The sequence below is a fragment of the Tepidiforma bonchosmolovskayae genome, from assembly GCF_008838325.1.
Taxonomy (GTDB): domain Bacteria; phylum Chloroflexota; class Dehalococcoidia; order Tepidiformales; family Tepidiformaceae; genus Tepidiforma; species Tepidiforma bonchosmolovskayae.
This window is the reverse complement of sequence record NZ_CP042829.1, coordinates 832798-855285: the sequence shown is the minus strand read 5'-3', so window position 1 is coordinate 855285 and position 22488 is coordinate 832798. Positions and strand designations below refer to the sequence as shown.

The 22488-nt window shown below is 70.8% G+C and carries 25 protein-coding genes; 11 read left to right on the top strand and 14 right to left on the bottom strand.

Annotated features, from left to right (window positions below; translation table 11 throughout):
- Positions 1 to 3: 3 nt before the first annotated feature.
- On the bottom strand, positions 4 to 321 hold the full coding sequence (locus tag Tbon_RS04410; protein WP_158066493.1) for a hypothetical protein: 318 nt from the start codon (positions 319 to 321) through the stop codon (positions 4 to 6).
- A complete protein-coding gene (locus Tbon_RS04405) occupies positions 318 to 1589 on the bottom strand; it encodes a glutamate-5-semialdehyde dehydrogenase (RefSeq protein ID WP_158066492.1) in 1272 nt (423 codons plus the stop codon). Before Tbon_RS04405 ends, Tbon_RS04410 begins: the two co-directional genes overlap by 4 nt.
- Positions 1590 to 1705: 116 nt before the next feature.
- Here Tbon_RS04405 and Tbon_RS04400 point away from each other — a divergent pair, with 116 nt between their 5' ends.
- Positions 1706 to 2800, top strand: a complete 1095-nt coding sequence (locus tag Tbon_RS04400) for a baeRF10 domain-containing protein (protein ID WP_158066491.1) — start codon at positions 1706 to 1708, stop codon at positions 2798 to 2800.
- A gap of 101 nt (positions 2801 to 2901) precedes the next feature.
- Here the strand turns inward: Tbon_RS04400 and Tbon_RS04395 are convergent, their stop codons facing one another.
- Both Tbon_RS04395 and Tbon_RS04390 read right to left on the bottom strand, forming a co-directional pair.
- Complete coding sequence (locus Tbon_RS04395; protein WP_158066490.1) at positions 2902 to 4242, bottom strand: MBL fold metallo-hydrolase; 1341 nt, start codon at positions 4240 to 4242, stop codon at positions 2902 to 2904.
- Positions 4239 to 4583 carry an ArsR/SmtB family transcription factor gene (locus Tbon_RS04390; protein WP_158066489.1) on the bottom strand — a complete coding sequence of 115 codons (345 nt, stop codon included), beginning with the start codon at positions 4581 to 4583 and terminating at the stop codon, positions 4239 to 4241. Before Tbon_RS04390 ends, Tbon_RS04395 begins: the two co-directional genes overlap by 4 nt.
- A gap of 97 nt (positions 4584 to 4680) precedes the next feature.
- Between Tbon_RS04390 and Tbon_RS04385 the strand changes: the two genes are divergently transcribed.
- Positions 4681 to 5511 (top strand): enoyl-CoA hydratase/isomerase family protein, encoded by an 831-nt coding sequence (locus Tbon_RS04385; protein ID WP_225734705.1) that lies wholly within the window; start codon positions 4681 to 4683, stop codon positions 5509 to 5511.
- A gap of 12 nt (positions 5512 to 5523) precedes the next feature.
- Here the strand turns inward: Tbon_RS04385 and Tbon_RS04380 are convergent, their stop codons facing one another.
- Positions 5524 to 5952 (bottom strand): DUF488 domain-containing protein, encoded by a 429-nt coding sequence (locus Tbon_RS04380; RefSeq protein ID WP_225734704.1) that lies wholly within the window; start codon positions 5950 to 5952, stop codon positions 5524 to 5526.
- A 224-nt stretch (positions 5953 to 6176) separates the two neighbouring features.
- Between Tbon_RS04380 and Tbon_RS04375 the strand changes: the two genes are divergently transcribed.
- Positions 6177 to 7004 carry an SDR family NAD(P)-dependent oxidoreductase gene (locus tag Tbon_RS04375; RefSeq protein ID WP_158066486.1) on the top strand — a complete coding sequence of 276 codons (828 nt, stop codon included), beginning with the start codon at positions 6177 to 6179 and terminating at the stop codon, positions 7002 to 7004.
- 34 nt (positions 7005 to 7038) lie between these two features.
- On the opposite strand, the gene Tbon_RS04370 is transcribed toward Tbon_RS04375, so the two are convergent.
- The 3 genes from Tbon_RS04370 to Tbon_RS04360 all read right to left on the bottom strand — a co-directional run bounded on the left by Tbon_RS04370 (position 7039) and on the right by Tbon_RS04360 (position 9304).
- Positions 7039 to 7686 (bottom strand): CAP domain-containing protein, encoded by a 648-nt coding sequence (locus tag Tbon_RS04370; protein ID WP_158066485.1) that lies wholly within the window; start codon positions 7684 to 7686, stop codon positions 7039 to 7041.
- A 212-nt stretch (positions 7687 to 7898) separates the two neighbouring features.
- Positions 7899 to 8681: a rhomboid family intramembrane serine protease gene (locus Tbon_RS04365; RefSeq protein ID WP_158066484.1), complete on the bottom strand. Its 783-nt coding sequence runs from the start codon at positions 8679 to 8681 to the stop codon at positions 7899 to 7901.
- Entirely contained in the window at positions 8678 to 9304 is a 627-nt protein-coding gene (locus Tbon_RS04360) for a histidine phosphatase family protein (protein WP_192498138.1), read from the bottom strand. The genes Tbon_RS04365 and Tbon_RS04360 overlap by 4 nt, the downstream gene beginning before the upstream one ends.
- Before the next feature lie 190 nt (positions 9305 to 9494).
- On the opposite strand from Tbon_RS04360, the gene Tbon_RS04355 reads away from it, so the two are divergent.
- On the top strand, positions 9495 to 10307 hold the full coding sequence (locus Tbon_RS04355; protein ID WP_158066482.1) for an XdhC family protein: 813 nt from the start codon (positions 9495 to 9497) through the stop codon (positions 10305 to 10307).
- Here Tbon_RS04355 and Tbon_RS04350 read toward each other — a convergent pair.
- From Tbon_RS04350 to Tbon_RS04340, 3 genes are read right to left on the bottom strand one after another with little or no spacing between them, the layout of a single operon-like run.
- Positions 10288 to 11667 carry a MurT ligase domain-containing protein gene (locus tag Tbon_RS04350; RefSeq protein ID WP_158066481.1) on the bottom strand — a complete coding sequence of 460 codons (1380 nt, stop codon included), beginning with the start codon at positions 11665 to 11667 and terminating at the stop codon, positions 10288 to 10290. The genes Tbon_RS04355 and Tbon_RS04350 overlap by 20 nt on opposite strands.
- Positions 11668 to 11707: 40 nt before the next feature.
- The gene (locus Tbon_RS04345; protein ID WP_158066480.1) at positions 11708 to 12859 is read right to left on the bottom strand and encodes a site-2 protease family protein; all 1152 of its coding nucleotides are present in this window, start codon (positions 12857 to 12859) and stop codon (positions 11708 to 11710) included.
- Positions 12860 to 12902: 43 nt separating this feature from the next.
- The gene (locus Tbon_RS04340; protein WP_158066479.1) at positions 12903 to 13124 is read right to left on the bottom strand and encodes a hypothetical protein; all 222 of its coding nucleotides are present in this window, start codon (positions 13122 to 13124) and stop codon (positions 12903 to 12905) included.
- 233 nt (positions 13125 to 13357) lie between these two features.
- Between Tbon_RS04340 and Tbon_RS04335 the strand changes: the two genes are divergently transcribed.
- The 3 genes from Tbon_RS04335 (at position 13358) to Tbon_RS04325 (ending at position 15316) form a co-directional block, all read left to right on the top strand.
- Positions 13358 to 13801, top strand: a complete 444-nt coding sequence (locus tag Tbon_RS04335) for a hypothetical protein (protein WP_158066478.1) — start codon at positions 13358 to 13360, stop codon at positions 13799 to 13801.
- A gap of 100 nt (positions 13802 to 13901) precedes the next feature.
- On the top strand, positions 13902 to 14840 hold the full coding sequence (locus tag Tbon_RS04330) for a DMT family transporter (protein ID WP_158066477.1): 939 nt from the start codon (positions 13902 to 13904) through the stop codon (positions 14838 to 14840).
- On the top strand, positions 14837 to 15316 hold the full coding sequence (locus tag Tbon_RS04325) for a DUF192 domain-containing protein (protein WP_192498137.1): 480 nt from the start codon (positions 14837 to 14839) through the stop codon (positions 15314 to 15316). Before Tbon_RS04330 ends, Tbon_RS04325 begins: the two co-directional genes overlap by 4 nt.
- Positions 15317 to 15340: 24 nt before the next feature.
- On the opposite strand, the gene Tbon_RS04320 is transcribed toward Tbon_RS04325, so the two are convergent.
- The gene (locus Tbon_RS04320; RefSeq protein ID WP_158066476.1) at positions 15341 to 17017 is read right to left on the bottom strand and encodes a putative bifunctional diguanylate cyclase/phosphodiesterase; all 1677 of its coding nucleotides are present in this window, start codon (positions 17015 to 17017) and stop codon (positions 15341 to 15343) included.
- Positions 17018 to 17212: 195 nt separating this feature from the next.
- On the opposite strand from Tbon_RS04320, the gene Tbon_RS04315 reads away from it, so the two are divergent.
- Positions 17213 to 17689, top strand: coding sequence for a DUF2269 family protein (locus Tbon_RS04315; protein ID WP_192498136.1), 477 nt, complete (start codon positions 17213 to 17215; stop codon positions 17687 to 17689).
- Between the two features lie 72 nt (positions 17690 to 17761).
- On the opposite strand, the gene Tbon_RS04310 is transcribed toward Tbon_RS04315, so the two are convergent.
- Positions 17762 to 18769 (bottom strand): HpcH/HpaI aldolase/citrate lyase family protein, encoded by a 1008-nt coding sequence (locus Tbon_RS04310; protein ID WP_158068241.1) that lies wholly within the window; start codon positions 18767 to 18769, stop codon positions 17762 to 17764.
- A gap of 186 nt (positions 18770 to 18955) precedes the next feature.
- Here Tbon_RS04310 and recF point away from each other — a divergent pair, with 186 nt between their 5' ends.
- Positions 18956 to 20125: a DNA replication/repair protein RecF gene (gene recF, locus Tbon_RS04305; protein WP_158066474.1), complete on the top strand. Its 1170-nt coding sequence runs from the start codon at positions 18956 to 18958 to the stop codon at positions 20123 to 20125.
- A 96-nt stretch (positions 20126 to 20221) separates the two neighbouring features.
- On the opposite strand, the gene Tbon_RS04300 is transcribed toward recF, so the two are convergent.
- Entirely contained in the window at positions 20222 to 21076 is an 855-nt protein-coding gene (locus Tbon_RS04300; protein WP_158066473.1) for a DUF4397 domain-containing protein, read from the bottom strand.
- Between the two features lie 120 nt (positions 21077 to 21196).
- On the opposite strand from Tbon_RS04300, the gene Tbon_RS13750 reads away from it, so the two are divergent.
- Positions 21197 to 21751, top strand: a complete 555-nt coding sequence (locus Tbon_RS13750) for an RNA polymerase sigma factor (protein ID WP_192498135.1) — start codon at positions 21197 to 21199, stop codon at positions 21749 to 21751.
- Positions 21748 to 22461, top strand: a complete 714-nt coding sequence (locus Tbon_RS04290) for an anti-sigma factor (RefSeq protein WP_158066471.1) — start codon at positions 21748 to 21750, stop codon at positions 22459 to 22461. Before Tbon_RS13750 ends, Tbon_RS04290 begins: the two co-directional genes overlap by 4 nt.
- Positions 22462 to 22488: the final 27 nt, after the last annotated feature.

The window sequence follows — 22488 nt, the reverse complement described above, 5'->3', positions numbered from 1 at the left end:
CCCTCAGTTCAGCCGGAACGTGTCGTCCTCATCCTCGTCGTCGTCCAGCTCGTTGTCGCTGTACACCCCCGCCGGCGACCCCCGCCACACCGTCACGATGAAGTCCTCCCGGTACGGGTCCGCCGTCATCACCAGCTGCTCGTCCGTCGCATCGATCAGCTGCTGGATCCGCTCCTCGTCCGCGTCCGCCGTCGTGCAGAGCGTCGCATACACGTTCGTCCCCTGGTAGTGCAGGTCTACCCGCCCCACGATGCTGCCGTCTTCGAAAATTGTGTACGACTCCGAGTGCGGAGTCCTGCATTCCCGTTCGAACGTAATCACAGCGGTCGCACCTGCCCTCTGCCGATGATGGTCCACTTGTAGCTCGTCAGCTCGCGCAGGCCCATCGGACCCCGCGCATGCATCTTCTGCGTCGAAATCCCGACCTCCGCCCCCAGCCCGAACTGCGCGCCGTCCGTGAACTGCGTGCTCGCGTTCACGTACACCGCCGCCGAATCCACCACGTCGAGGAACTCCAGCGCCCGGCTGTAGTTCTCCGTCAGGATCGCGTCCGAATGGTGGCTCCCGTACTGCTCGATGTGCTCCGTCGCCTCCTCCATCGCGTCGACGACCCGCACCCCCACCCGCAGCGCAAGGTGCTCCGTCCGCCACGTCGCCTCCGTCGCCCGCTCCACCGGCGCCCCGGCCGCCGCCAGCACCGGGTACGCCCGCTCGTCAGCAATGAACGTGACCTTCCCGTTCCACCGCGCCGCCATCCGCCGCAGGAACGGCTCCGCAATCGCCCGGTGCACCAGCAGCGTGTCCACCGCGTTGCAGATGCTGTACCGCCGCGTCTTCGCGTTGTCCACCACCTTCTCGGCAAGGTCCAGGTCGGCAAACTCATCGACATAAATTTGGACGACCGCATCCCCGTGGGCGATGACCGGCATCGTCGCCTTCCGCCGCACGTAGTCGATGAGCTGCGCCCCGCCCCGCGGCACCACCACATCCACCAGGTCGTTCATCTCCAGCAGCTCGTCGACGTGCGCCCGGTCCGGGTCGCTGATCACCTGCACCGCGTCCGCCGGCACCGACGTCCCTGCCAGCGCCCGCTGCACCAGCTCGCCCAGCGCCGCATTGCTGTTCCGGGCCTCCTTGCCGCCCCGCAAAATCGCCGCATTCCCGCTCTTCAGTGCCAGCGCCGCGATGTCGATCGTCACGTTCGGCCGCGACTCGTAGATGCACGCCACGACCCCCAGCGGCACCCGCCGCCGCCCGATCCACAGCCCGTTCGGCAGCGTCCGCGAATCGAACACCTCCCCCACCGGGTCCGGCAGCTGCATCACGCTCCGCGTATCGTTCGCGATGCCGCGCAGCCGCTCCGGCGTCAGCGTCAGCCGCTCCACGAACGCATCCTCCAGCCCCGCTTCCTTCGCGGCGGCGAGGTCCTTTGCGTTCGCCTCCAGCACGGCCGCCTGCTCCTGCTCGAGCAGCGCCGCAATCCGCTCCAGCGCCGCATTCTTCTCTGCCGTCGAAAGGCGCGCGAGCACCCGCGACGCTTTCCGCGCGGCCATGGCCCGTTCCCGCAACAGTGAAACCGTGGATGTCATGCGCGCAAGTGTACCAGCAGCGCGCCCGGCGAACCGCCCGGTTTCCGCCCTTCGGCCGGTGTACCGCGGCCCCGCGGGCCTGTTTCCCCCGCCCGCCGGCCGCGTACACTGCTGTCATGTCCAGCGAAACCTCACTGTTCGAAACCGAACTCTCCGAACTCCTCCGCCGCGTCGCCCGCTGGGAAGCCCCCGAGGGCGTTGGCATCCTCTCCGTCTACCTCGACCGCCGGCCCCAGGCCACCGGCGAGCGCCCCGAACACCGCACCGGCGACACCGTCCTCAAGGACCGTCTCCGCCAGATCGAGCACAGCCTCGGCGTCCGCGGCCCGGCCCTCGAATCCTTCCGGGGCGACGCTGAGCGCGTCCACGCCGCCGTCGCCGCTGCCAGCCCCGCGGCCGAAGGGCTCGCCATATTCTCCTGCTCCGCCGCCGGCCTCTTCGAATCGATCGAAGCCCCCGCGCCCTTCGAAAACCAGGTCGTCTACGACCGCTACCCCCGCCTCTACCAGCTCGCCCGGCTCCTCGACGAGTACGAGACCGCCGTCGTCGCCGTCGCCGATACCAACACCCTCCGCCTCTTCGTCGTCCGCGGCGAACGGATCGCCGAAATGCCCGGCAAAGACGAAGACCCCTACAACTACCAGATGCGCTCCACCAGCGGCATGAACGAGCACCGCTTCCGCCGCCACGTCGAAAACCACCGCCGCGAGTTCGCCGAAGAAGCCGCAAAGCTCATCGAGCAGCTCTGCGAGCAGGAGCGCGCGACCCGCCTCATCATCGCCGGCGACGAAGTCGCCCTCCACCACCTCCGCGAAGCCCTCCCCGAATCGCTGACCCGCCGGGTCACCGAGGGTGAATTCCACATCGACATCCGCGCCGGCCTCGAACACGTCCGCCGCACCGTCGAGCACTTCCTCCTCCAGACCGAAGACGACCAGTCGCAGCACACCGCCGACATCCTCGTCGGCGAGGTCGAAGAGGGTGACCTCGGCGTCGCCGGCTACGACCGGACGAAAGCCGCCCTCGAACTCGGCGCCGCCGATGTCGTCGTCATCGACGACGCCTACGAGCCCGCCGAGCGGAAGGACGAGCTCGCCCGGCTCGCTGCAGCGACCGGCGCCCGGGTCGAAGTCGTCCGCGAGCACCACGGCCTGCGCGCCCTCGGCGGCGTCGGCGCCATCCTCCGCTACCGCCTCGCGCTGCCGGAATAGCCGGCAGCTGACGGCCGCCCCCGCCACCGCACTCGCGCCGCACAGCAAACGGGGGCCGGTCACATGACCGGCCCCCGTGAAGCGTGCGCCCCCGGAGCTCCTCACCCCACCTTCGCCGCCAGCGCCCGCCGCACCTCCGCTGCGCCGCCCGCGATGAACGGCCGCGCGCTCACGCCCAGCCGCTCCAGGTAGCTCGCCGCCATCGCCGCCCGCTGCCCGCTCGCGCACGACACCAGCACCGGGCCCTCCACCTCCGGCGCCCACTCCGGCATCCGGTCGAACGGCAGCGGCCGCGCCCCCGGCACCGGCTCGTCGCGCAGCTCCTGCGCATACCGCACGTCCAGCACCGGCACCCGCCCGCTCCGCAGCGCCTCCGCAACCTCCTCCGCGCTCACCGCCTCCGTCCGCGCCGTCAGCGGCAGCTCGCGGGCCGCCGCATAGCCGACCACATGCTCGTACCCAATCCGGAACAGGTCGACCGTCACCCGCTCCGCCTGGAGCCCGTCGTAGGCCACCAGCGCAATCGGCGCGTCGAACGGGATGAGCCACCCCACGTACGCCAGCATCGACGTGCTCTCTTCGATCTCCAGCGAACCCGGCAGGTGCCCTGCGGCGTAATCCGCCCGCGTCCGAACGTCCACCACCCACGTCTCGCGGCCGAGCCCGAGCAGCTCGCCGGCGCTCAGCCGCTGCGGGCGCGGCGGCTCGCCGTACACCTTCGGCCCCTTCCGGTTGATCGGCGCCATGTACCGGTAATACCCCGGGATCGGCATCTCGCTCGCCAGGTGCAGCGCCCGGAACTCCTCGTACGTCTTGGCGATGAGCGCCGGGTTGCGCAGCAGCTCCGCCGCCATCGGCCCGCACCGTCCGAGGTCCGTCCCCGTCGCGCTGCAGAACGACCCCGCCCCGTGCGTCGGCAGCACATCGGCCGTCGCCGGCACCAGCTTCCGCAGCTTCTGCGCCGTCTCCCACTGGAGGCGGGTCAGCGTCTCCGTATGGTCCGGCCCCAGCAGGTCCGTCCGGCCCGCCGCAGCCATCAGCAGCGCACCGCCCGTAAACGCGCCGCGCACCTCGCCCGAGGGCGTTACCCCGAGGTACGCGACGTGCTCATACGTGTGCCCCGGCGCAGCCGTCACGAGCAGCTTCGCCCCGCCGAGGTCGATGACGTCGCCGTCCTCCACCGGCCGGTGCGGGAACTCCAGCTTCCCGGCCGCCGGCGCGATCACCTCCGCGCCCAGCGCCGCCAGCTCCCGCCCGCCCGACACGTAGTCGTTGTGGACATGCGTCTCCACCACATACCGGATCGTCGCGCCGTGCTCCCGCGACGCCTTCACGAACGGCCGAATGTCCCGCTGCGGGTCGATGACCGCCGCCTCCTCGCCGTGCACGACGAGGTACGACGCATCGCCCAGCGCCTCTGCCACGAACTGGACCGTCTTCATTGCTGCCCTCCCGGGGTAAGCCCCACCAGTGCTGCCTCTTCCGCGACCTGCCGCCGGATCCCCCCGCAGACGATGTCGCACAGCTCTTCCACGCTCGGGTCAACGACGCGGTAGAACGCCATCGTCCCCTCCGCGCGCCGGCGAACCACCCGCGCATCGTGCAGCAGGCGGAGGTGCTTGCTGACGTTCGCCTGCGAACAGCCCGTCGCCGCCGCAATCTCCCCCACCGGGGCTTCGCCGCGCGCGAGCAGGAAGCGGATGATGCGCAGCCGCGTCCCGTCGCCCAGCAGCCGGAACCGCTCGGCCACGAGCCCCATCAGGTCGTCTGGCAGGTCGTTCATGTTCGTAACTCTATAACCAACTACTCATGAATGCAAGCGTTGCGCCCCGCCCTCCCCTGCCCCACGATCCTTCCACCCCATCGCCCGGAGGCCCGCTGTGTCCGATGTCCTCCTCGAGCGCCGCGACGGCGTTGCGCTCATCACCCTCAACCGCCCCGAAACGCTCAACGCCATGGGCGGCGACCTCGTGCCCCGCTTCGCCGAGGCCCTCGCCGAGGTCGAAGCCGACCCCGCCGTCCGCTGCGTCGCCATCACCGGCGCAGGCCGCGCCTTCTGCGCCGGCGGCGACATCCGTGCCATGCAGGAGCGGAACGACCGCATCGCCGCCGCAGCCGCCAGCGAAGGCCCCGCCGCCGTCATCGCCGAACTCGACCGTCTCGTCGCCGAGCTCCGCCGCCGCCACGACGAGGTCTCCCTCCGCCTCCACACCATGCCGAAGCCCGTGGTTGCCCTCGTGAACGGCCCGGCCGTCGGCGCCGGCTTCAGCATCGCCCTCGCCTGCGACATCCGCCTCGCCTCCGACCGCGCCCGCTTCGGCGCCGCCTTCCGCAACGTCGGCCTCCCCGGCGATTTCGGCGGCTCCTACTTCCTCCAGCGCCTCTGCGGCGCCGGCATCGCCCGCGAACTCTACTTCACCGCCGAAATCATCGACGCTGCCCGCGCCCTCGAGCTCCGCATCGTCAACCGCGTCATCCCCCACGACGAACTCCTCGCGCAGGGCCTCGACTTCTGCCGCCGCCTCGCCGAAGGCCCGACCGGCGCCTACGCCCGCATGAAAGAGAACCTGAACTTCGCCGAAACCGCCACCCTCGAGCAGGTGCTCGACCAGGAGGCCCTCCACATGCGCATCGCCGGCTTCTCCGCCGATTCCCGCGAAGCCGTCGCCGCCTTCCTCGAAAAGCGCGAACCCCGCTTCATCGGCCGCTGAGCCGGCCCGCCCTCACGGCAGGTGCACGATCTCCATGCCGCCCCAGCGTGCGGCCAGGTACTCCGCCACAAGCCGCCGGTGGCATCGGTCCGCCGTTGCCTCGCTGCACAGGAGCACGGCTCCGTCGATCAGCTCGCGCGGGACTCGCTCGTCAATCCTCCGCTCGCGCATCAGCCGAAGGAACTCCTCCTCGTACCAGCTCCACGGCCGCTTCTCGTTCCGATACCCGGTAAGCAGCTCCGGCGTCGGCGCGAGCAGCGGCTCGTGCACGTATCCGATTCCGAGGATCGCACCCAGGAAGTACTCGAGGTCGTCTCGCCTGGTGAAGCCGGCGAGCTGGGAAGCGTTGTTCAGCCGCACATCAACGAGCCGCCTGGCCTCCGCCTGCCCGATCGTTTCGAAAAACTGGCGTGCTGATTTTTTCGTGAAGCCGATGGTCATGACGCGCAACGCCGGAACCCCCTGAGGTCAGCGGTCCCCGGTCCGCGGAGAGCCGTCGCGATGCGGGGCCGCGGTCGGGCAGAGGCCGGGATACTACCACACGCGGCCGGCTGCCCGTCCTGCGGCGGCTCCGCCCGGGAAACCCCTCCGCCGCGCGGCCCCGGGAACCCCTGCCGGCCATCTGGTACAGTCCGCGGGCACCCCACTGAGGAGAAACTCCTGCCGTGCTCCCCCTCGAAGGCAAAACCGCAATCGTCACCGGCGGCGCCCGCGGCATCGGCGCCGGTATCGCGGCCGTCATGGCCCGCCAGGGCGCCCGCGTCGCCATCCTCGACCTCGACGGCGAGCAGGCCGCCGCCACCGCCGCCGCCCTCCCCACCCCCGGCGTCGGCCTCGCCTGCGACGTCATCGTCGAAGACCAGCTCAGAGAGGCCCTCCGCGCCGCCGTCGCGGCCCTCGGCGGCCTCGACATCATGGTGAACAACGCCGGCGCCGGCCGCGGCCCGGTCGACCCCTCCGCCCTCCCCGCAGCAGCGGCGGGCGGCGGCCGCGTTGAAGACATGGACCCCGCCGCCTGGGACGAACAGCTCGCCCAGAACCTCCGCTCCACCTTCCTCGGCACGAAGCACGCGCTTCCCTTTCTCAAGCAGCGCGGCGGCGGCGCCATCATCAACATCGCCAGCATCGCCGCGCTCCAGGCCGCGCCCACCCTCCCCGCCTACGCCGCCGCCAAGGCCGGCGTCATCTCCCTCACGAAAAGCTGTGCGCTCGAGTACGCCCCCTTCGACATCCGCGTCAACGCCATCTGCCCCGGCTTCCTCTGGACCCGCGCCTGGGAAGGCCTCGCCGCGATGATGCAGCGCACCGTGCCCCGGTTCGCCGGCCTTTCGCCTCGTGAAGTCTTCCTCGAGGTGGTCAAAACCGGTGTCCCCCTCGGCCGCGAGCAAACCCCGGAGGACATCGGCGAACTCGCCGCCTTCCTCGCCAGCCCGGCCGCCCGCAACATCACCGGCCAGGCCATCGCCGTCGACGGCGGCATCACCCTCCGCTAACCGCTCCCTGCTCCCCGCTCCCCGCTCCTCCCTCCTACCGCTCCGCCACGATATTCGGCACCAGCGCCCGCCGCGGCAGGTTCGGGTGCGACGACGGCAGCGACGCCCCGCCCGGGGTCGGCGTCGCCGTCGGCCCCATCGTCGGCGTCGCCGGCTGCGGGCCGTCCCACGGCTCATTCGAGTCGTCGTATGTCCCGAAATCGAGCGTCCAGTACCCGCCTGCCCGCCCGACGCCCGCCACCACCCACATCGGCTGCAGCATGTTTTCCCGGTGGCCCATCGTCGAATTCACCCACAGGGTGAACGCCTGCTGCGCGCTCCCGGCAATCGCCAGGTTCTCCCCCGCGCCCGTCGTCGCGTAGCCGCAATCCTTCACCCGCTGGAACGGCGACCGCCCCAGGCTGTCGGTGTGGCTGAAGTATCCCTTCGCCGCCATGTCCTCTGACATCCACGCCGCCGCCCGCGAAAGGTTCGGCGACGGCTTGAGCGGCGCCACCCCGTTCGCAACCCGGAACTCGTTCACCAGCCGCAGCAGCTCCTGCTCCGCCGCATCCAGCGCCTGCGAACTGGTCGAACAGTTCGTCAGCGCGTGCGCCGGCCGCGAGCCCCCGTCCCACGCCCAGGCCACGGCTGCCGCCGCCAGCAGCATCGGACCCGCCATCGCCCAGGCAATCCGTCGCATCCTCACCCCCGGCCGGCGGGGAAGCCGGCGCCTCGCTGGTCTCGCCTTCACCCTAGCCGCCGAAGTGCGAACGAAAAACCCCGGCCGGGGCCCGACTCTTACGATTTACCAACAATTTACGGCCGGCATCGCCCCGCAGCAGCTGTTCCCAAACTGCAAATAACGCCGCCCGCTATTCGCAGTTTCCCCCGTTCCGCAAATAACGCACCTCCCTACCGGCGCCGCCGCCCCACCCCCGTCATCGCCACCAGCGCCCCGAACAGGAACCCCCCGATGTGCGCGAACCACGCAACCCCGCCGCCCGTCGATGCCGTGTCCACGATCGTCGCGTACCCCGCAAACAGGTTCTGCAGGAACCACAGCCCGATCATCAGGAACGCCGGCACCGGCAGCGGAATAAACAGCAGGATGAAGAACGGAATGACCACATGCACCGTCGACCGCGGGAACCACACCAGGTACGCCCCCAGCACCCCGGCCACCGCCCCGCTCGCCCCCACCACCGGCACCACGCTCGTTGGGTCCATCAGCCCCTGCACGAGCGACGCGACCACCCCCGAGGCCAGGTAGAACGCCAGGAACCCCAGCTTCCCCAGCCGGTCCTCGATGTTATCGCCGAACACCCAGAGGAACAGCATGTTCCCCAGGATGTGCAGCCAGCCCCCGTGGATGAACACCGCCGTCACGATCGCGAGGAGCGCCTGCCGCCGCGCCGCGCCGGTCAGCCCCGACTCGCCCCGGACCGTGTCGAAAAACTCCTTCGGCTGGAACCCCCACCGGCAAATGAACTCGTTCAAATCGTTCGGCGGCGCCCGGTAGCCGTAACACGGGCCTGCCGTCTGCTCCACGAACCGCTGCGTCGCCCCGGGCGTCGCCCGCGGCACCGTCGCGTCCATCCCCAGCATGGCGATGAAAATGGTGAAGTTCGCCAGGATGATCGCGTACGTCACCCACGGCGTCGAATGCCGCCGCGTGCTGTCGCCGACCGGGATCACTCGAGCCCGTCCAGGTGGGCCGCGTCATTCATCCGCACCACCACCAGCCGCCCGCTCCGCTCCTCAACCTCGAACAGGGCGCAATGCCGAACGTCGAAGCGGAACACGTGCGTCTCCGGCATCCCCAGCACCATCGAAAGGAGGCAGTTCAGCATCGTGCCGTGCCCGACAACCAGCACGGTGCCGCCCCGGTGCGCGGCGGCAATCTCCCGCAGCGCCGCGAAGGTTCGCACCCGCACCATCGTTGTCGTCTCGCCGCCGGGCGGCTGCCATGCCGGGTCCTCCGCCTCCATCTGCGCGAACCGCTGCGGGTCGCGCCGCCGCACGTCCTCCTCCCGCTCCAGCTCCCACACCCCGTAGTGCCGCTCCCGCAGCTCCGCCCGCGGGACCGGCGCGATGCCGCGTTCGCCCAGCGCCAGCCGCGCAGTCGCAATGGCCCGCCCAAGGTCTGAGGTGTAGCAGGCATCGATCCGCGTCCCGGCCAGCCGCCGCCCCAGCGCCCGCGCCTGCTCCCGGCCGAGCGCCGTCAGCTCCGTCTCGCTGTGCCCGCAGAACCGCCCCTCAACGTTCGCCACCGTCTGCCCGTGCCGCGTCAGCAGCAGCCGCGTCGCCCGTCGTTCCACGCGCGCCAGCATAGCCGCTCATCGACCCCCGCGGAATCTCCCGGGCACCCCGCTCCCTGCTCCCTGCTCCCTCCTCCCTCGGGGTGGCGTGGCGGCCGGGTGGGGCTCCCTCCTCCCTCCTCCCTCGGGCCGGGGCGTGCTGGCGGGGTTGGGCTCCCTCCTCCCTCCTCCCTTCCTCTACACTCTCGCTATGCTCGAACTGACACAACGGCTCATCGACGCCGCCGAAGGAGGCGCCCCCGTCCTCCTCGCCGTGCTCGTCGACCCCGGCCCCCTCCCCCTTGCGCCGGGGGCCCGCCTCCTCGTCGAGCCCGACGGCCGCACCCTCGGCTCCCTCGGCGACCCCGCCCTCGATGCCGCCGTCGCTCGCGCCGCGCCCGGCCTCTTCGCGCGGCACGGCGCCCGCACCCTCTATGCCGCCGGCGAAACACTCGCCGAACGCCACACCGAAGGCGCCCCCGCCATCTACGTCGAAGTCGTCGAATCCCGGCCCACCTTCCTCGTCGTCGGAGCCGGCCACATCGGCCGCGCCCTCGCCCGCCTCGCGAACTTCCTCGGCTACCGCGTCGCCGTCATCGACGATCGGCCCGACTTCGCCGACCCCGCCCTCATCCCCGAGGCCGACGAGGTCATCTGCGACGACTTCGAAGCCGCCCTCGAGCGGTTCCCCATCGGCCCCTCCACTACCATCGTGCTCGTCACCCGCGGCCACAAACAGGACGAACTCTCCCTGCGGAAATGCCTTGGCCGCGGCGCCGCCTACCTCGGGATGATCGGCTCCCGGCGCCGTACCACTGCCGTGCTCGACCACCTCCGTGCCGAGGGCTTCCCCGAGGCCGAACTCGACCGCGTCCGCACCCCCATCGGGCTCGATATCGGCGCAGAAACGCCCGAGGAGATCGCCGTCAGCATCGTTGCCGAGGTCATCCTCCTCCGCAGGGGCGGCACCGGCGCCCCCATGTACTACCGCGCCCGCCGGGGCCCTACTCCAGCGCGCTCCTGACCGCCTTCCGCCGCACCAGTTCGGCCCGCAGGTCGAGCATCGCCGTGTACGTCGGGATGACGAACACCCGCTCCCCCGGCGCGGTCCCCGCGAGGATCGCATCGAGCAGCGCCCCCGGTGCAAGCTCCACCGCCAGCGGCGCCGGCCAGCCCGCGTAGTCGAACCGCAGCGCGAGGTCCTCCGCCCGGTCGCCGCCGGCCCAGCACCGAACGACCCGCCCCGCCAGCAGCTCGTAGTCGACGTCCCAGATCCAGCTCACATCCTGCCCATCCGCGAAACGGTCGTTCAGCAGCCCTGCCACTGCCAGGTCCGGCCCCCCGGCCTGCTCGAGCAGCAGCAACACCTGGTTCGCGCCCGCCGGGTTCTTCGTCAGCAGCAGCCAGAGTTCGCGCCCCTCCAGCGCCACCACCTCCTGCCGGCCGAATGCCGCCCGCGCGTCTGCCAGCCCGGCCCGGATCGCCGCCGCGGGCAGCCCGAGCGCACGCCCGGCCGCGATGGCCGCCAGCGCGTTGTACACGTTGTACAGCCCGGCGAGGCGCATCGCCGCGATGCCCAGCCCCGGCACCTCAAAGCGCGTCCGGTCGAGCCCGAGCTCTACCCTCCGCCCCTCCGTCTCCGGTGCCGGCCGGGCCCGCCCGCACTGCGTGCACCGCCACCAGCCCACGTGCGCGAAGTACCGCCGCGCATAGGCGAAATCGCCGCCGCAGCTGCACCACCGCGCATCCGTCGCCCCGGCGGCCTCGCGGTGCAGCTCCGGGACGTCCAGCCCGAACCAGTGGACCCGTCCCGGCCACCCCTCGGCCAGCCCCGCCACCGAAGGGTCGTCAGCGTTCAGCACCAGCGTCGCGCCCGGCCCTGCCGCGGCCAGCCCCTCGCGCAGCATGCCGGCCACCGTATCCACCTCCCCGTACCGGTCCAGCTGGTCGCGGAACAGGTTCGTCACCACCATGACCGTCGGGTCGAGCGCCCGGACCGCCGCCGGGAAGGTCGCCTCATCGGTCTCGAACAGCCCGGTCAGCTGAGCCGCGCCCGGGATCTGCCCGCGCCAGTCCGCCCGCGCCGCCAGCGTGCTCGCGAACCCGCGGACCAGGTTGCTCCCCTCACGGTTGTGTACGTAGCCCCGGCCCGCCGCATGCAGCATCGCCGCCAGCAGCCGCGCCGTCGTGGTCTTCCCGTTCGTTCCCGTCACCAGCACCCGGCCGCCGCCGAGCTGCCGCCCCAGCCGCGCCACCACCCCCGGGTCGATCCGGGTCGCAACGAGCCCCGGGAGCGCCGTCCCGCTTCCCCGCCGGAGGGCCCGCGTCGCCGCCCCGGTCAGCTTCGCGGCCGCGACCGCCCCCATCGTCCGAACCGGTGTCATGCCCCCATCTTGCGGCCGTGCCGCCCGGCGCGAAAGCGCCCTACGCCCGGGCCGTGCCGAGCAGCCCCGCCTGCCGCAGCAGCCCCACAATCCGGTCCCGCGCCACGATGCCGATCACCCGCCCGTTCTCCACCACCGGCATATGGAGCAGCTCTTCCATCTCCATCTCCAGCAGCACGTCCGAAACCAGCCGGTCCCGCGCCGTCGCCCGCAGCGCATCCTTCGGGACCATCACCGCTCCCGCCGGCGTGCTGTCCCACAGCGGCTCCGGAACGGCCCGCAGCTCGTAGCCCGAGAGCACCCCGGCCAGCCGGTCCCCGTCGCTCACGAGGTAGACCGCCCGCGGGTTCAGTTCGAGCGCGCCGCGCGCCAGCGGCCCCACCGGCTGCCGCGCATCCACCACCGGCGCATCTGCCACCATCACGTCCTCAGCGCGGTACTGCGCCAGCTCACGGACCAGCCGGTTCTGCACAAGCGACTGCCGCGCCGCGTTCTCGAGGAACAGCCCGATCAGCACCAGCCACGCCCCGCCTGCCACCGAATCCGCGACGACCACATCGCGCCCGAGGACCGCCAGCAGGCCGAGCCCGGCCATCCCCCACGCGAAGCCGCGCCCGGTCCACGCTGCGATGCCGGTCGAAAGCGCGTGGTTCCGCGTCACCAGCCAGAGCGCAGCCCGGAACACCCGCCCGCCGTCCATCGGAAAGGCCGGCAGCAGGTTGAACAGCCCGAGCGCCATGTTCATGATCGCCAGCCACACGAGCACGTAGTCGATGCCCCGGTCTGCCCGCCCGCCCAGCAGCCACCAGCTCCCCGCAAACGCCGCGCCAAGCGCCAGGCTCATCAGCGGCCCCGCGAGCGCCATCAGCAGCTCCTGCAGCGGCCGCGCCGCCTCCCGAGTAATCTGCGCAACCCCGCCGAAGACGAACAGCGTGATGCTCTTCACCGGGATGCGGAACCGCCGCGCCACCATGCTGTGGGCCAGCTCATGCAGCACGATCGACGCGAAAAAGGCCGCGACGCTCGCCCCCGCCATCCAGAGATGCGTCCACCGCGACGCACCTTCGAAGGCCGCCGGGTAGAACTGGGTGGCGAGGAACCACGTCGTCAGCCCGGCCAGCAGAAACCAGCTCGGGTTCACGAGCAGCGGAATACCGAACAGCGCCCCCAGCCGGAACGAGCGCAGCCCCATACCGCTACCCTACGCGCATCCCGGTAATCCCGCGGTCAGCGGCTCAGCCCCGGCTCCGCGACGGCGGCGGTGGCGGCCCTTGCTCGTCGTCGCCCTCCACGACCGCCTCCCAGCACAGGTAGAAGTAGAACAGCCCCATCAGGATCGGGATAAGAAACGCCGGGTGGCGGCTTTCCACCAGCCCCCAGATTCCCCCGAGTGTCATGAACATCAGCGCAAAGACGTAGACGAGGAATGCTCCCCAGCTGAAACCAAGCGGCAACATGACAGACGCCTCCGCCCGGCATCCTACCAGCCCGTATCGGCAGCTGCCCCCCGGAGAACAGCAAGAATTTCGTTAGAATCAGGCCCCCGCACGCCGCCCCACCGGTTTTACGAACGTTTTACAGCCTGCTGGCAACTCTCTGCACCCGGCAGGCGTTTTCTCCGGTGCGTGTACCTTCCCGTGTTGCTACGGTACACGCAGGAGAGCGCCCTCCCGGCGCCGCTGGAGGTTCCATGAGCTGGATTCAGAAAAAAGCCCTCGCCGTCGTCGCCATCGGCGTCGGCGTTGCCACCATCCTCGGGGCAAGCCTCGGTATCGCCCTCGCGAAGCACACCAGCACCGTCGGCGGTGTCTGCGCCAACGGCAGCCCCGGCTGCAACATCCACTACGTCGGCACCATCAAGCCCCAGGCGGTCAGCCCGGCCACCTTCACCCAGTGCCTCCCGGTGGGCGACTGGATCGGCATCTACATCTGGGACGGCCCCAGCCAGAAGTGGCTCCACTACTTCAACACCAACCCCGGCAACCCGGGCAACTACCCCTCCTACCTCAATAACACCTCCGCCGGCGGCATCTCCACCATCCCCGGCTTCTCGGGCGTGGTCCTCGTGATGCGCTCCGGCGCCCCGAATCAGCAGGTCACGCTCCTCGACGCTTCCGGCGAGACCTGCAACTAGCCGCCATCCCGTCCTCCGCCCTGCCGGGCCCCCGCACGAGCGGGGGCCCGGTCCGTCTCCCGGCAGCCCGTAGCCGCCCGGCCCCGTACGATGCCCGCCGATGGGTGAACTCGCGGCCCTCCTCGCTGCCCTCACCTGGTCGGCCACGAGCGTCGCCCTCACGTCACTCTCCACCCGCACCTCGCCCGTCGTCCTCTCCGGCCTCCGCCTCGGCTTCGGCGCCCTCGCCATGCCGCTCATCCTCTGGGCCAGCGGCGAATCCTCCACCATCGCCGATGCCCCGCTTTCGACGGTCGCCCAGGTCGTCGCCTCCGGCGCGCTCGGCTACGGCCTCGGCGACACACTCTACATCCTCGCCCTCAACCGCCTCGGCATGCAGCGCACCTTCCCCGTCTCGATGGCCCTCTACATCGGCCTCACCGTCATCTTCGGCGTCCTCCTCCTCGATGAGCCCTTCTCCTGGGGTCTGCCCGCGGGCGCTCTCCTCATCGGTGCGGGCATCTCGCTGATCGTCATCCCGGCCGCCGCGCCGGACCGCGTCCCTCCACCGGCCGTCGCCGTACCCGACGCGGCCCCGGTGCTCGTCCGTCCCGCGCCCGTTTGCGCCACGCCCGGCCCGGCAGGCTACGCCCTCCTCGGCGGCGTCGGCATCACCTGGGCAGCCGCAACCCTCTGGCTCGCCGCCGCCAGCGGCGACCTCGGCGCCATCGCCGCCGGCACCATCCGCACCCCGGCCGGCGCCGTCGCCCTCCTCGGCTTCGCCCTCGCCTTCCAGCGGCCCGCCCTGGCGGCGCCGCTCCGCGACCCCCGCCGCCTCGGCGCCATCGCCCTCGCCGGCTTCGTCGGCACGACCATCGGCAGCCTGCTGTACGTCTATGCCGTGGTCACCGCCGGCGCAGCCCGCACGGCCATCCTCTCCTCCACCTCGCCCCTCCTGGCCCTGCCGCTCTCCATCGCCTTCCTCGGCGAACGGCTCACCCGCCGCATCCTTGCTGGAACCTTGCTCTGCGTGGCTGGTATCGTCCTCGTGGTCCTGTGAACCCGCCGCCTGCCCCCGGAGCCGAACGCCTGCGCAGCATCGCCCTTCCGTTTGTCTTTGTGCTGTTCATCGTTGCCTGCGCCCGCGACGCCGAGGCACCGTCACGGCCCGTCGTCGTCATCGAGCAGGGCAGTGCCCGCGCTGCGGTCACCGTCGAACTTGCCGTCACGCCCCAGCAGCGCGCCCAGGGCCTGATGTACCGCCGCGCGCTCGACCCCGATGCCGGCATGCTCTTCATCTTCCAGGCCGACAGCCGCTCCGGCTTTTGGATGCGCAACACCTACATCCCGCTTGATATCGCCTACATCAGCGCCGACCTCACGGTCGTCGACATCCGCCAGGGCACCCCGCTCGACGAAACCATCCTCACGCCCTCGGCCCCCTATCGCTACGTTCTCGAGGTCAACAGGGGCTGGTTCGCCGCCCACGGCCTCGGCGTCGGCGCCCGCGTCACCCTCCCGCCCGGCCTCCCCTGACTCCTCCCTCCTCCCTCCTCCCGCTCACCCCGTCTTCAGCAGCGGCCCCCACGCAGCCGCCGGCCGGAGCGAAGCCGCCAGCCGGCGGAACTGCTCGGCGGCCAGCGGGCCCGCAAACAGCCGCCCCTGCCCAAGCTGGCACCCGATCTCCCGCAGATACGCGAGCTGCCACTCCGTCTCGACCCCCTCCGCCACCACCCGCATCCCCAGTGCGTGCCCCATCTCCACAATCGCCCGGGTGAGCGGCCCCGATGCCGGGTCCGCCCCCAGGCGGCCCACGAACGACTGGTCAATCTTGAGCGTGTCGACCGGCAGCCGCTGCAGATAGCTCAGCGACGAGTACCCCGTCCCGAAATCGTCCAGCGCCAGTCCGACGCCGAGCCTCCCCAGCTCGTCGAGGCTCGCCATCGCGGCAGCGGTATCGTGGAGCAGGACACTCTCGGTGAGCTCGAGTGTCAGCGCATGCGGTTCCAGCCCCGTCGACTCCAGGATCCGCCGGACGCGCCCCGGAAGGTCAGCCTGCCGGAACTCGGCGGCCGAGATATTGACGCTCACGGTCAGCGGCAGACCCGGCCGGAGCTGCTGAACACGCGCCGTTTCCCTGCAGGCTTCCTCCATCACCCAGTTCCCAATCCGCACAATCTCGCCAGTCTCCTCAGCGACCGCAATGAACGTCGCCGGCGAAAGCACACCCCGGTGCGGGTGATTCCACCGGAGCAGCGCCTCCATCCCCACCAGCGCGCCGGTTTCCAGGTCCACAATCGGCTGGTAGAGAAGCTGGAGCTCGTTCCGCTCCACCGCCCGTCGCAGCCCGTTGTCCAGGTCGAACCGCTCAGCAGGGTCCGCGTCCAGCTCCGCGGAATAGACAACGAATCGTGCACGCCCTTCCGACTTGGCCCGGTAGAGCGCAACGTCCGCCTTCCGCAGCAGCTCGGTCGTTGTCCGGTCCTCCGCGCCGTTGACCGCAATCCCGATGCTCGAGGTGACGAACATCTCCTGCCCGGCCACTGAGAACGGGCGCCGCAGCGCCTGCAGCACCCGGCGGGCCACCCGCACCGCCTCCGATGCCGCGCCCTCGCCGCGCACCAGAACCGTAAATTCATCCCCGCCCAGGCGGGCCACCATGTGGCCCTCAGCCGCGCCCACCAGCCGCTGCGCGAACACCGAGAGCAGCTGGTCGCCCACCCCATGGCCGAGCGTGTCGTTCAGGTACTTGAACCGGTCGACGTCCATGAACAGGATGGCGACCCGGTTCGGCCGCCGCTCGTCGCTCAATGCCCGCGCAAAGGCCGCAAGGAACATCGCGCGGTTCGGCAGATCCGTCAGCGGGTCGTGGAATGCCCGGTAGATGAGCGAGTCGGTCGAAACCTGCAACGAGGCCAGCGACCGATGGAGGTCGGCACCCAGTTCGTCGATCTCGCGTACCGGTGAGGGCGGCGCCTCGAGGTCGAGGTCGCCCGCCTGCACCTGGAGCAGTGCCGTGCGGAGCCCGAGCAGCGGCCGCCGAATCACCCGGTCCGCAGCCGCGGCTGCCAGCCCCGCGCTCGCCACGGCGGCCCCGGCTTCAGCAGCGAGTTCCAGCCGCCCCGGGGCAAACAACGCCGCGTGGATGGCCGGCCCGCCGATGGCCGCCGCTCCAAAGAGGCTGGCCCACAGCCAGGCGAGTGGCACCCGCCAGCCGCTTCCCGGTCGAAACCGCATCTACCGGCTCCCCGCTCCCCGCCCGGGGAACCGGCGGCGGACGATTGGTGAATAGTGCATGACATCCGTACATTCGGCAGCCCCCTCGCCCCTGTGAAGCCCGACTCGAACCCGGTTCATGCATGTCAATGGATGAAACCGTTGACGATTCAACGACATGAGCGCACAATCCCCCGGATTTCCCGGGGCCACGCCATGAACTCCTATCGCATCCTCCTCTACCTCCATATCGCGCCGGTCGTCGTTGGGCTCGGCACAACCTTCGCCTTCCCCATCCTGCAGGCCGCCGGCGAGGCCCAGGGCACCGGAGCCACCCGCTTCGCCATCCGCACCACCGAACGGCTCGAAAAGCTCATCGTGAACCCGGCCGTCGTCCTCCTCTTCCTCATGGGGCTTGGCCTCATCTTCGACGACCACACCGGCTACCGCGACGACTTCCCCCTCTGGCTCGGCGTCGCCATCGCCTGGTTCCTCGCGGCCTTCGCCCTCTCCAACGTCGTCCAGCGCCGAAACCTCTCCCGCGCCCTCCAGCTCCTCGACGGCACCCCCGACGATGCGCCCCTCCCCGCAGCCTACCTCGCCCACGCCCCGCGCATCAGGATCGTCGGCGCCATCCTCGGGGCGTCTGCCCTCGGCATCCTCTTCCTGATGGTCTGGAAGCCCGGCCAGTAGCCCCGGATGCCGCACAGCAAACGGCCCGGGCGCACCGCGTCCGGGCCGTCATCTGTCTGTCGCCGCGCCGGCTCAGTTCTGGGCCGCGACCGCGTCCGGGAAGAACGCCCGCATCACCTTGTCGCTCAGCGGCACGTTCTGGATGCGCGCCCGCTGCAGCGTCTCCCAGTAGTACCGGTAGGTCGCCCGGTCGTGCAGGTTCCCCTCGTGCTGGATCGGGCCCCAGTCAGCCGCATACGCCTTCAGCAGGATCGCCTGCGCCTCCTCCACCTCGTCGTGCGACGGCGCCATCGCCCGCGTGATCGGCTCGATCTGCGCCGGGTAGATGCTCCACATCCGCAGGAAGCCGAACTCCATCCGTGCCCGCCGCGCGTCGTTGTAGATGAACTCCGTGTCCTTCAGCTCCAGCGTCACGTTGTGTGCCGGCACCACCCCGTTCGCCAGCGCCGCAGCCACCATCTCCGCCTTCGCGCGCCGCAGCAGTGCGTGGTCGAACTGGTGCGGCGACCGCATCGCATACGACGGGATCGCCCCGTGGTGCGCGCTCACGAAGTCCATCAGCCCGAAGTCGAGCACCTGCACGTTCGGCAGCGTCGCAATCTCCCACACCTCCCGCAGCGCACCGTGCGTCTCGATCAGCGCATGGATCGGAATCTCCCGCCGGATGCCGGCCCTCGCAGCCGTGTTCCGGATGTAGTCGATCATCTCCGCGAGCTCCCGCGCCCGCACCGTCTTCGGGATCGTGATGTAGGCAATCCGCTCGCCCGCCGCCGGCACGATGATGTCGACGTCCGCCTTCCAGTGCTCGTGCGTGTAGTCGTGAATCCGCACGCCCGCCATGTTGTGCTGGTTCAGCGGGCTGTTCTGCATCCGCACCACCATCTCCGCGTGCTCCCGCTCGCGGCCGGTCGGCGCGCCGTCCTCGCAGTCCATCGTGATGTCGAAGACGCCCCCCATCCTGTTCTGCAGCTCGAGCGCCTTCGCGATGCGCTCCTCCGTCCCGGCGAAGTGCTCGCAGGTCGGGATGATGGGGAACGGCTTTTCGCCCTCGAAAAGAACCTCGTTCGGGTGACGTGGCATGGCGTGGTCCAATCAGGTGGGATGATGCGGCAGGGCCGCCCCGGCAGGACGCCGGCGGCCGGGCACTCCCCCAAGTATGCCCGCCCCGTCCCCCTCGGTGAAGCGCCGTTCCCCGCCTCCTGCCCCGTCAAGATCCGGAAAAATAAGCCCAAAGCTAACGAACTCGGGCTATAATGAGTATCCACCGTGTTTATCTTCGACCTCGAGCTCGTTAACTTCCGGAACTACGTCCGCGCCCATATCCGCCTCGACCGCGGCCTCAACCTCTTCATCGGCGATAACGCCCAGGGCAAGAGCAACCTCCTCGAGGCCATCTACCTCCTCTCCACCCTCCGCTCCAGCCGCGCCAGCCAGGATTCCGACCTCGTCCGCCGCGACATCCTCGAGTCCGACTTCCCCGTCGCCCGCCTCGCCTGCCAGGTCGAACGCGCCGCAGGCAACCTCGCCCTCGAACTCGCCATCGTCGGCCGCACCGTCGACCCGGCCCACCGCGCCGGCAAGCGCGTCCGCGTCAACGGCGTCCTCCGCAAGGCCTCCGAAGCCGTCGGCCAGCTCTGCGCCGTCCTCTTCACCACCCTCGACATCGACATCGTCGCCGGCCCCCCGCTCATGCGCCGGCGCTACCTCGACATGATGATCTCCCAGGTCGACCGCGGCTACCTCCGCGCCATGCAGAAGTACGCCCGCGTCGTCCAGCAGCGCAACAGCCTCCTCAAGCGCATCCAGGCCCGCGAAGCCCAGGCCCACGAACTCGCCTTCTGGGACCAGGAGCTCGCCCACGCCGGCGGCACCATCTACTGGGCCCGCGCTGATGCCCTCGGCCACCTCGCCATCCAGGCCGAACAGCAGATGGAGCGCCTCTCCGACGGCCTCGAATCCCTCACGCTCATCTACCGGCCCTCCATCGGCGGGCTCGACCAGTACGATGCTCCCATTGACGACGCCGAGTGGACCGGCCGCATGCTCAAGGCCCTCCAGGCCGCCCGCCAGAAGGAGATCGCCGCCGGCGCTACCCTCGTCGGGCCCCACCGCGACGATGTCGAAATCCTCATCGACGGCATGCCCGCCGACGCCTTCGCCTCCCGCGCCCAGCAGCGCACCGCGGCCCTCGCCCTCCGCCTCGCCGAAGCCAGCTACCTTCGCCGCGCCCTCGGCGACGACCCCGTCGTCCTCCTCGACGACGTCCTCAGCGAACTCGACGCCCGCCGCCGCCGCGCACTCCTCGAGTACATCGATACCTTCCAGCAGACCCTCGTCACCACTGCCGACCCCGACCGTCTCCGCGACATCTACACCCGCGCCTCAGGCCGCTTCGTCGTCAACGCCGGCACCATCACCCGCTTCGAAGGCGAATAGCCGGCCCTCGCTCCCTCCGCCTTCGCCGGCAGCACAAAGGGCGGCTCCCACCCGGGAGCCGCCCTCCAATCGTCCGCTGGTGCGGGCGCTGTGCTTCTACCGGGCGCGCCGCGCTGCGAGAGCCAGGCCGCCGGAGACCGCCGCCAGCGCAATGCCCGCGGCCAGCACCCACGGCGCCAGCGTGCCGCCGCCCGTGGTCACTGAGTCGCCCGTCCGCGGCGGCGCCGGGGCAGCCGGGGCCGGAGCATCGACCAGCGGCACCACCCGGAGCGTCCCGTTGCCCGCGAGGCCGACCGCCACGGCCGTGTACACCGTCCGCGCATCCAGCTTCAGGTTCGGGATCGTCAGCACCGTCGCCCCGGTCGCGTTCACCTTCACGTCAAGGCTGTAGGTGCCCGCCGGGACCGGCACGTACGGGCTCACGTTCCGGAACGCCACGCCGGTGAAGACGTTCGTATCCGTACCCGCCACCGCAACATTCACCGGCGGCGCGTCGGGCGAGGCGTGGATCAGGCGGATGTGCGCGTTGTTCCCGCTCGGCGTCCGGTTGTCATCCTCGAAGATCGTCAGCGCCAGCGAACCGTCGCCCACGCGCCCCGTCGCCAGCACCGTCACGTCCTTGCCCGCCACCACGTCGAGCGTCGCCTGCAGCGCCGGCGTGCCCGTCCCGTCCGACGGCGAGACGAACACCTTCACGTTGTGCCCGCCCGCAGGCAGTGCCACGTACCCCGTGTTGTTCGGGAAGGCCAGCGCCGTGACAGCTTTCTGCCCATCGACAAAAATGTCTACCGGCGGCGTGTCCGGGCTCGCGTGCATGATGCGAACGCGGCCCGTTGCCTGCTGCGCATCGGCGCCCTGCGGCCCCATCACCACCCCCGCAGCCAGCGCTGCCACCAGCGCCGCGGCCACGAGGAGCTTCGACCGGGTCATGATTGCCCGTGCCAGGTTCATCCTTCGTTCCTCCGGGTGTTTCCGTGTGCGGCTGCCGGCCGGTCAGCCGCCTACACCCCATGTACGCACCCTCGACAACAGTTCGATCACCCACCGCCGAAACTTTGCGGAGCGCCCCGCGTGACCAGCCACTTCGAGCGCTTCCGCGCCGGCGATGCCGCCGCCTTCGATGCCCTCGTCGCCGAATACACCGGCCCAGCCTTCGCTGCCGCCGTCCAGGTCCTGCGCGACCCCTCCCTCGCCGAAGAGGCCGTCCAGGATGCCTTCGTCCGCATCTGGCAGCGCGGCCGCCAGTTCGACCCCGCCCGCGGCAACGAACGCTCCTGGATCCTCGCCATCGCCCGCAACGCCGCCATCGACCTCCTCCGTAAGCGCGCCCGCGCCCCCGAGCGATCGATCGACGACGCGCCGTCCGTATATGCACTGCGAGACCCGGACGATACCTGGCAGGTCGTCCTTGCCAGCCTCACCGGGGAGCGCCTGCGGCAGGCACTGGAGGAGCTGCCAGCCGAACAGCAGGATGTCATTGTGCGCGCCTACTACCAGGGCCAGCGCCCCGTCGATATCGCCCGTGAGCTCGGCCTTCCCGAAGGCACCATCCGGAGCCGCCTCCGGCTCGCCCTCACCAAACTGCGCGATACCCTCGCGCCCGTCCGCGAGGCACTCGAACCATGAACCGCGACCAGGCCTTCGACCTGCTCCCCGAGTACGCCCTCGGCCTCCTCGAACCCGGAGAAGCCGAGGCCCTCGAGCGTCTCCTCGCCGCCGATGCTGAGCTGCGCGCCGCCCTCCAGCCGCTCCTCCAGGCCGCCGAAGCCCTCGCCCACGGCTACGAGGAGCAGCCGCTCCCGCCCGGTGCCGCCGACCGGATCGCTGCCGGCGTCCGCGCCCGCATCCAGCCCCGGGAGCCCATCCCCCTCCGCCGGCCGGCCCGCCCCGGCACCCCCTGGCGCCTGGTTGCTCTCGCCTCCGCCGCGGCCGTGCTCGTTCTCGCCGTCGGCCTCGCCGCCGCCGTCATCGCCTACCTCGATGCCCGCAGCGAAGCCGATGACCTCCGCGCCCAGCTCGCTTCCCGGGCCATCGAACTGCCCCTCGCCGGCGACGGCGCCCGCGGCGCCGTCTTCGTCGCCTCCGACTTTTCCTTCGCCGTCCTCCGCGTCGTCGGGCTGCCCCCCGCACCCGAAGGCCACCATTACCAAATCTGGAGCGAAGGCCCCTACGGCGCCCGCTCCGCTGCCGACTTCGAGGGCGCGCCCGGTGGCGAGCTCATCGTCCGCCTGCCCTCCCTCCCGCGCGACATGACCCGCATGTTCGTCACCCTCGAGCCCGACGGCGCCGCCGGCGACCGGCCGCAGGGCCCCGAGGTCATGACCTCCCCCCGCTGAGCCGCTGGCTTCTTCCGCGCCGCGCCC

Bases quoted from the DNA above. Each gene is read 5' to 3' on its own strand.
- Tbon_RS04405 (WP_158066492.1), bottom strand. From the start codon at position 1,589: ATGACATCCACGGTTTCACTGTTGCGGGAACGGGCCATGGCCGCGCGG.
- Tbon_RS04400 (WP_158066491.1), top strand. From the start codon at position 1,706: ATGTCCAGCGAAACCTCACTGTTCGAAACCGAACTCTCCGAACTCCTC.
- Tbon_RS04395 (WP_158066490.1), bottom strand. From the start codon at position 4,242: ATGAAGACGGTCCAGTTCGTGGCAGAGGCGCTGGGCGATGCGTCGTAC.
- Tbon_RS04390 (WP_158066489.1), bottom strand. From the start codon at position 4,583: ATGAACGACCTGCCAGACGACCTGATGGGGCTCGTGGCCGAGCGGTTC.
- Tbon_RS04380 (WP_225734704.1), bottom strand. From the start codon at position 5,952: ATGACCATCGGCTTCACGAAAAAATCAGCACGCCAGTTTTTCGAAACG.
- Tbon_RS04370 (WP_158066485.1), bottom strand. From the start codon at position 7,686: ATGCGACGGATTGCCTGGGCGATGGCGGGTCCGATGCTGCTGGCGGCG.
- Tbon_RS04355 (WP_158066482.1), top strand. From the start codon at position 9,495: ATGCTCGAACTGACACAACGGCTCATCGACGCCGCCGAAGGAGGCGCC.
- Tbon_RS04350 (WP_158066481.1), bottom strand. From the start codon at position 11,667: ATGACACCGGTTCGGACGATGGGGGCGGTCGCGGCCGCGAAGCTGACC.
- Tbon_RS04345 (WP_158066480.1), bottom strand. From the start codon at position 12,859: ATGGGGCTGCGCTCGTTCCGGCTGGGGGCGCTGTTCGGTATTCCGCTG.
- Tbon_RS04340 (WP_158066479.1), bottom strand. From the start codon at position 13,124: ATGTTGCCGCTTGGTTTCAGCTGGGGAGCATTCCTCGTCTACGTCTTT.
- Tbon_RS04335 (WP_158066478.1), top strand. From the start codon at position 13,358: ATGAGCTGGATTCAGAAAAAAGCCCTCGCCGTCGTCGCCATCGGCGTC.
- Tbon_RS04330 (WP_158066477.1), top strand. From the start codon at position 13,902: ATGGGTGAACTCGCGGCCCTCCTCGCTGCCCTCACCTGGTCGGCCACG.
- Tbon_RS04320 (WP_158066476.1), bottom strand. From the start codon at position 17,017: ATGCGGTTTCGACCGGGAAGCGGCTGGCGGGTGCCACTCGCCTGGCTG.
- Tbon_RS04315 (WP_192498136.1), top strand. From the start codon at position 17,213: ATGAACTCCTATCGCATCCTCCTCTACCTCCATATCGCGCCGGTCGTC.
- Tbon_RS04310 (WP_158068241.1), bottom strand. From the start codon at position 18,769: ATGCCACGTCACCCGAACGAGGTTCTTTTCGAGGGCGAAAAGCCGTTC.
- Tbon_RS04300 (WP_158066473.1), bottom strand. From the start codon at position 21,076: ATGAACCTGGCACGGGCAATCATGACCCGGTCGAAGCTCCTCGTGGCC.
- Tbon_RS04290 (WP_158066471.1), top strand. From the start codon at position 21,748: ATGAACCGCGACCAGGCCTTCGACCTGCTCCCCGAGTACGCCCTCGGC.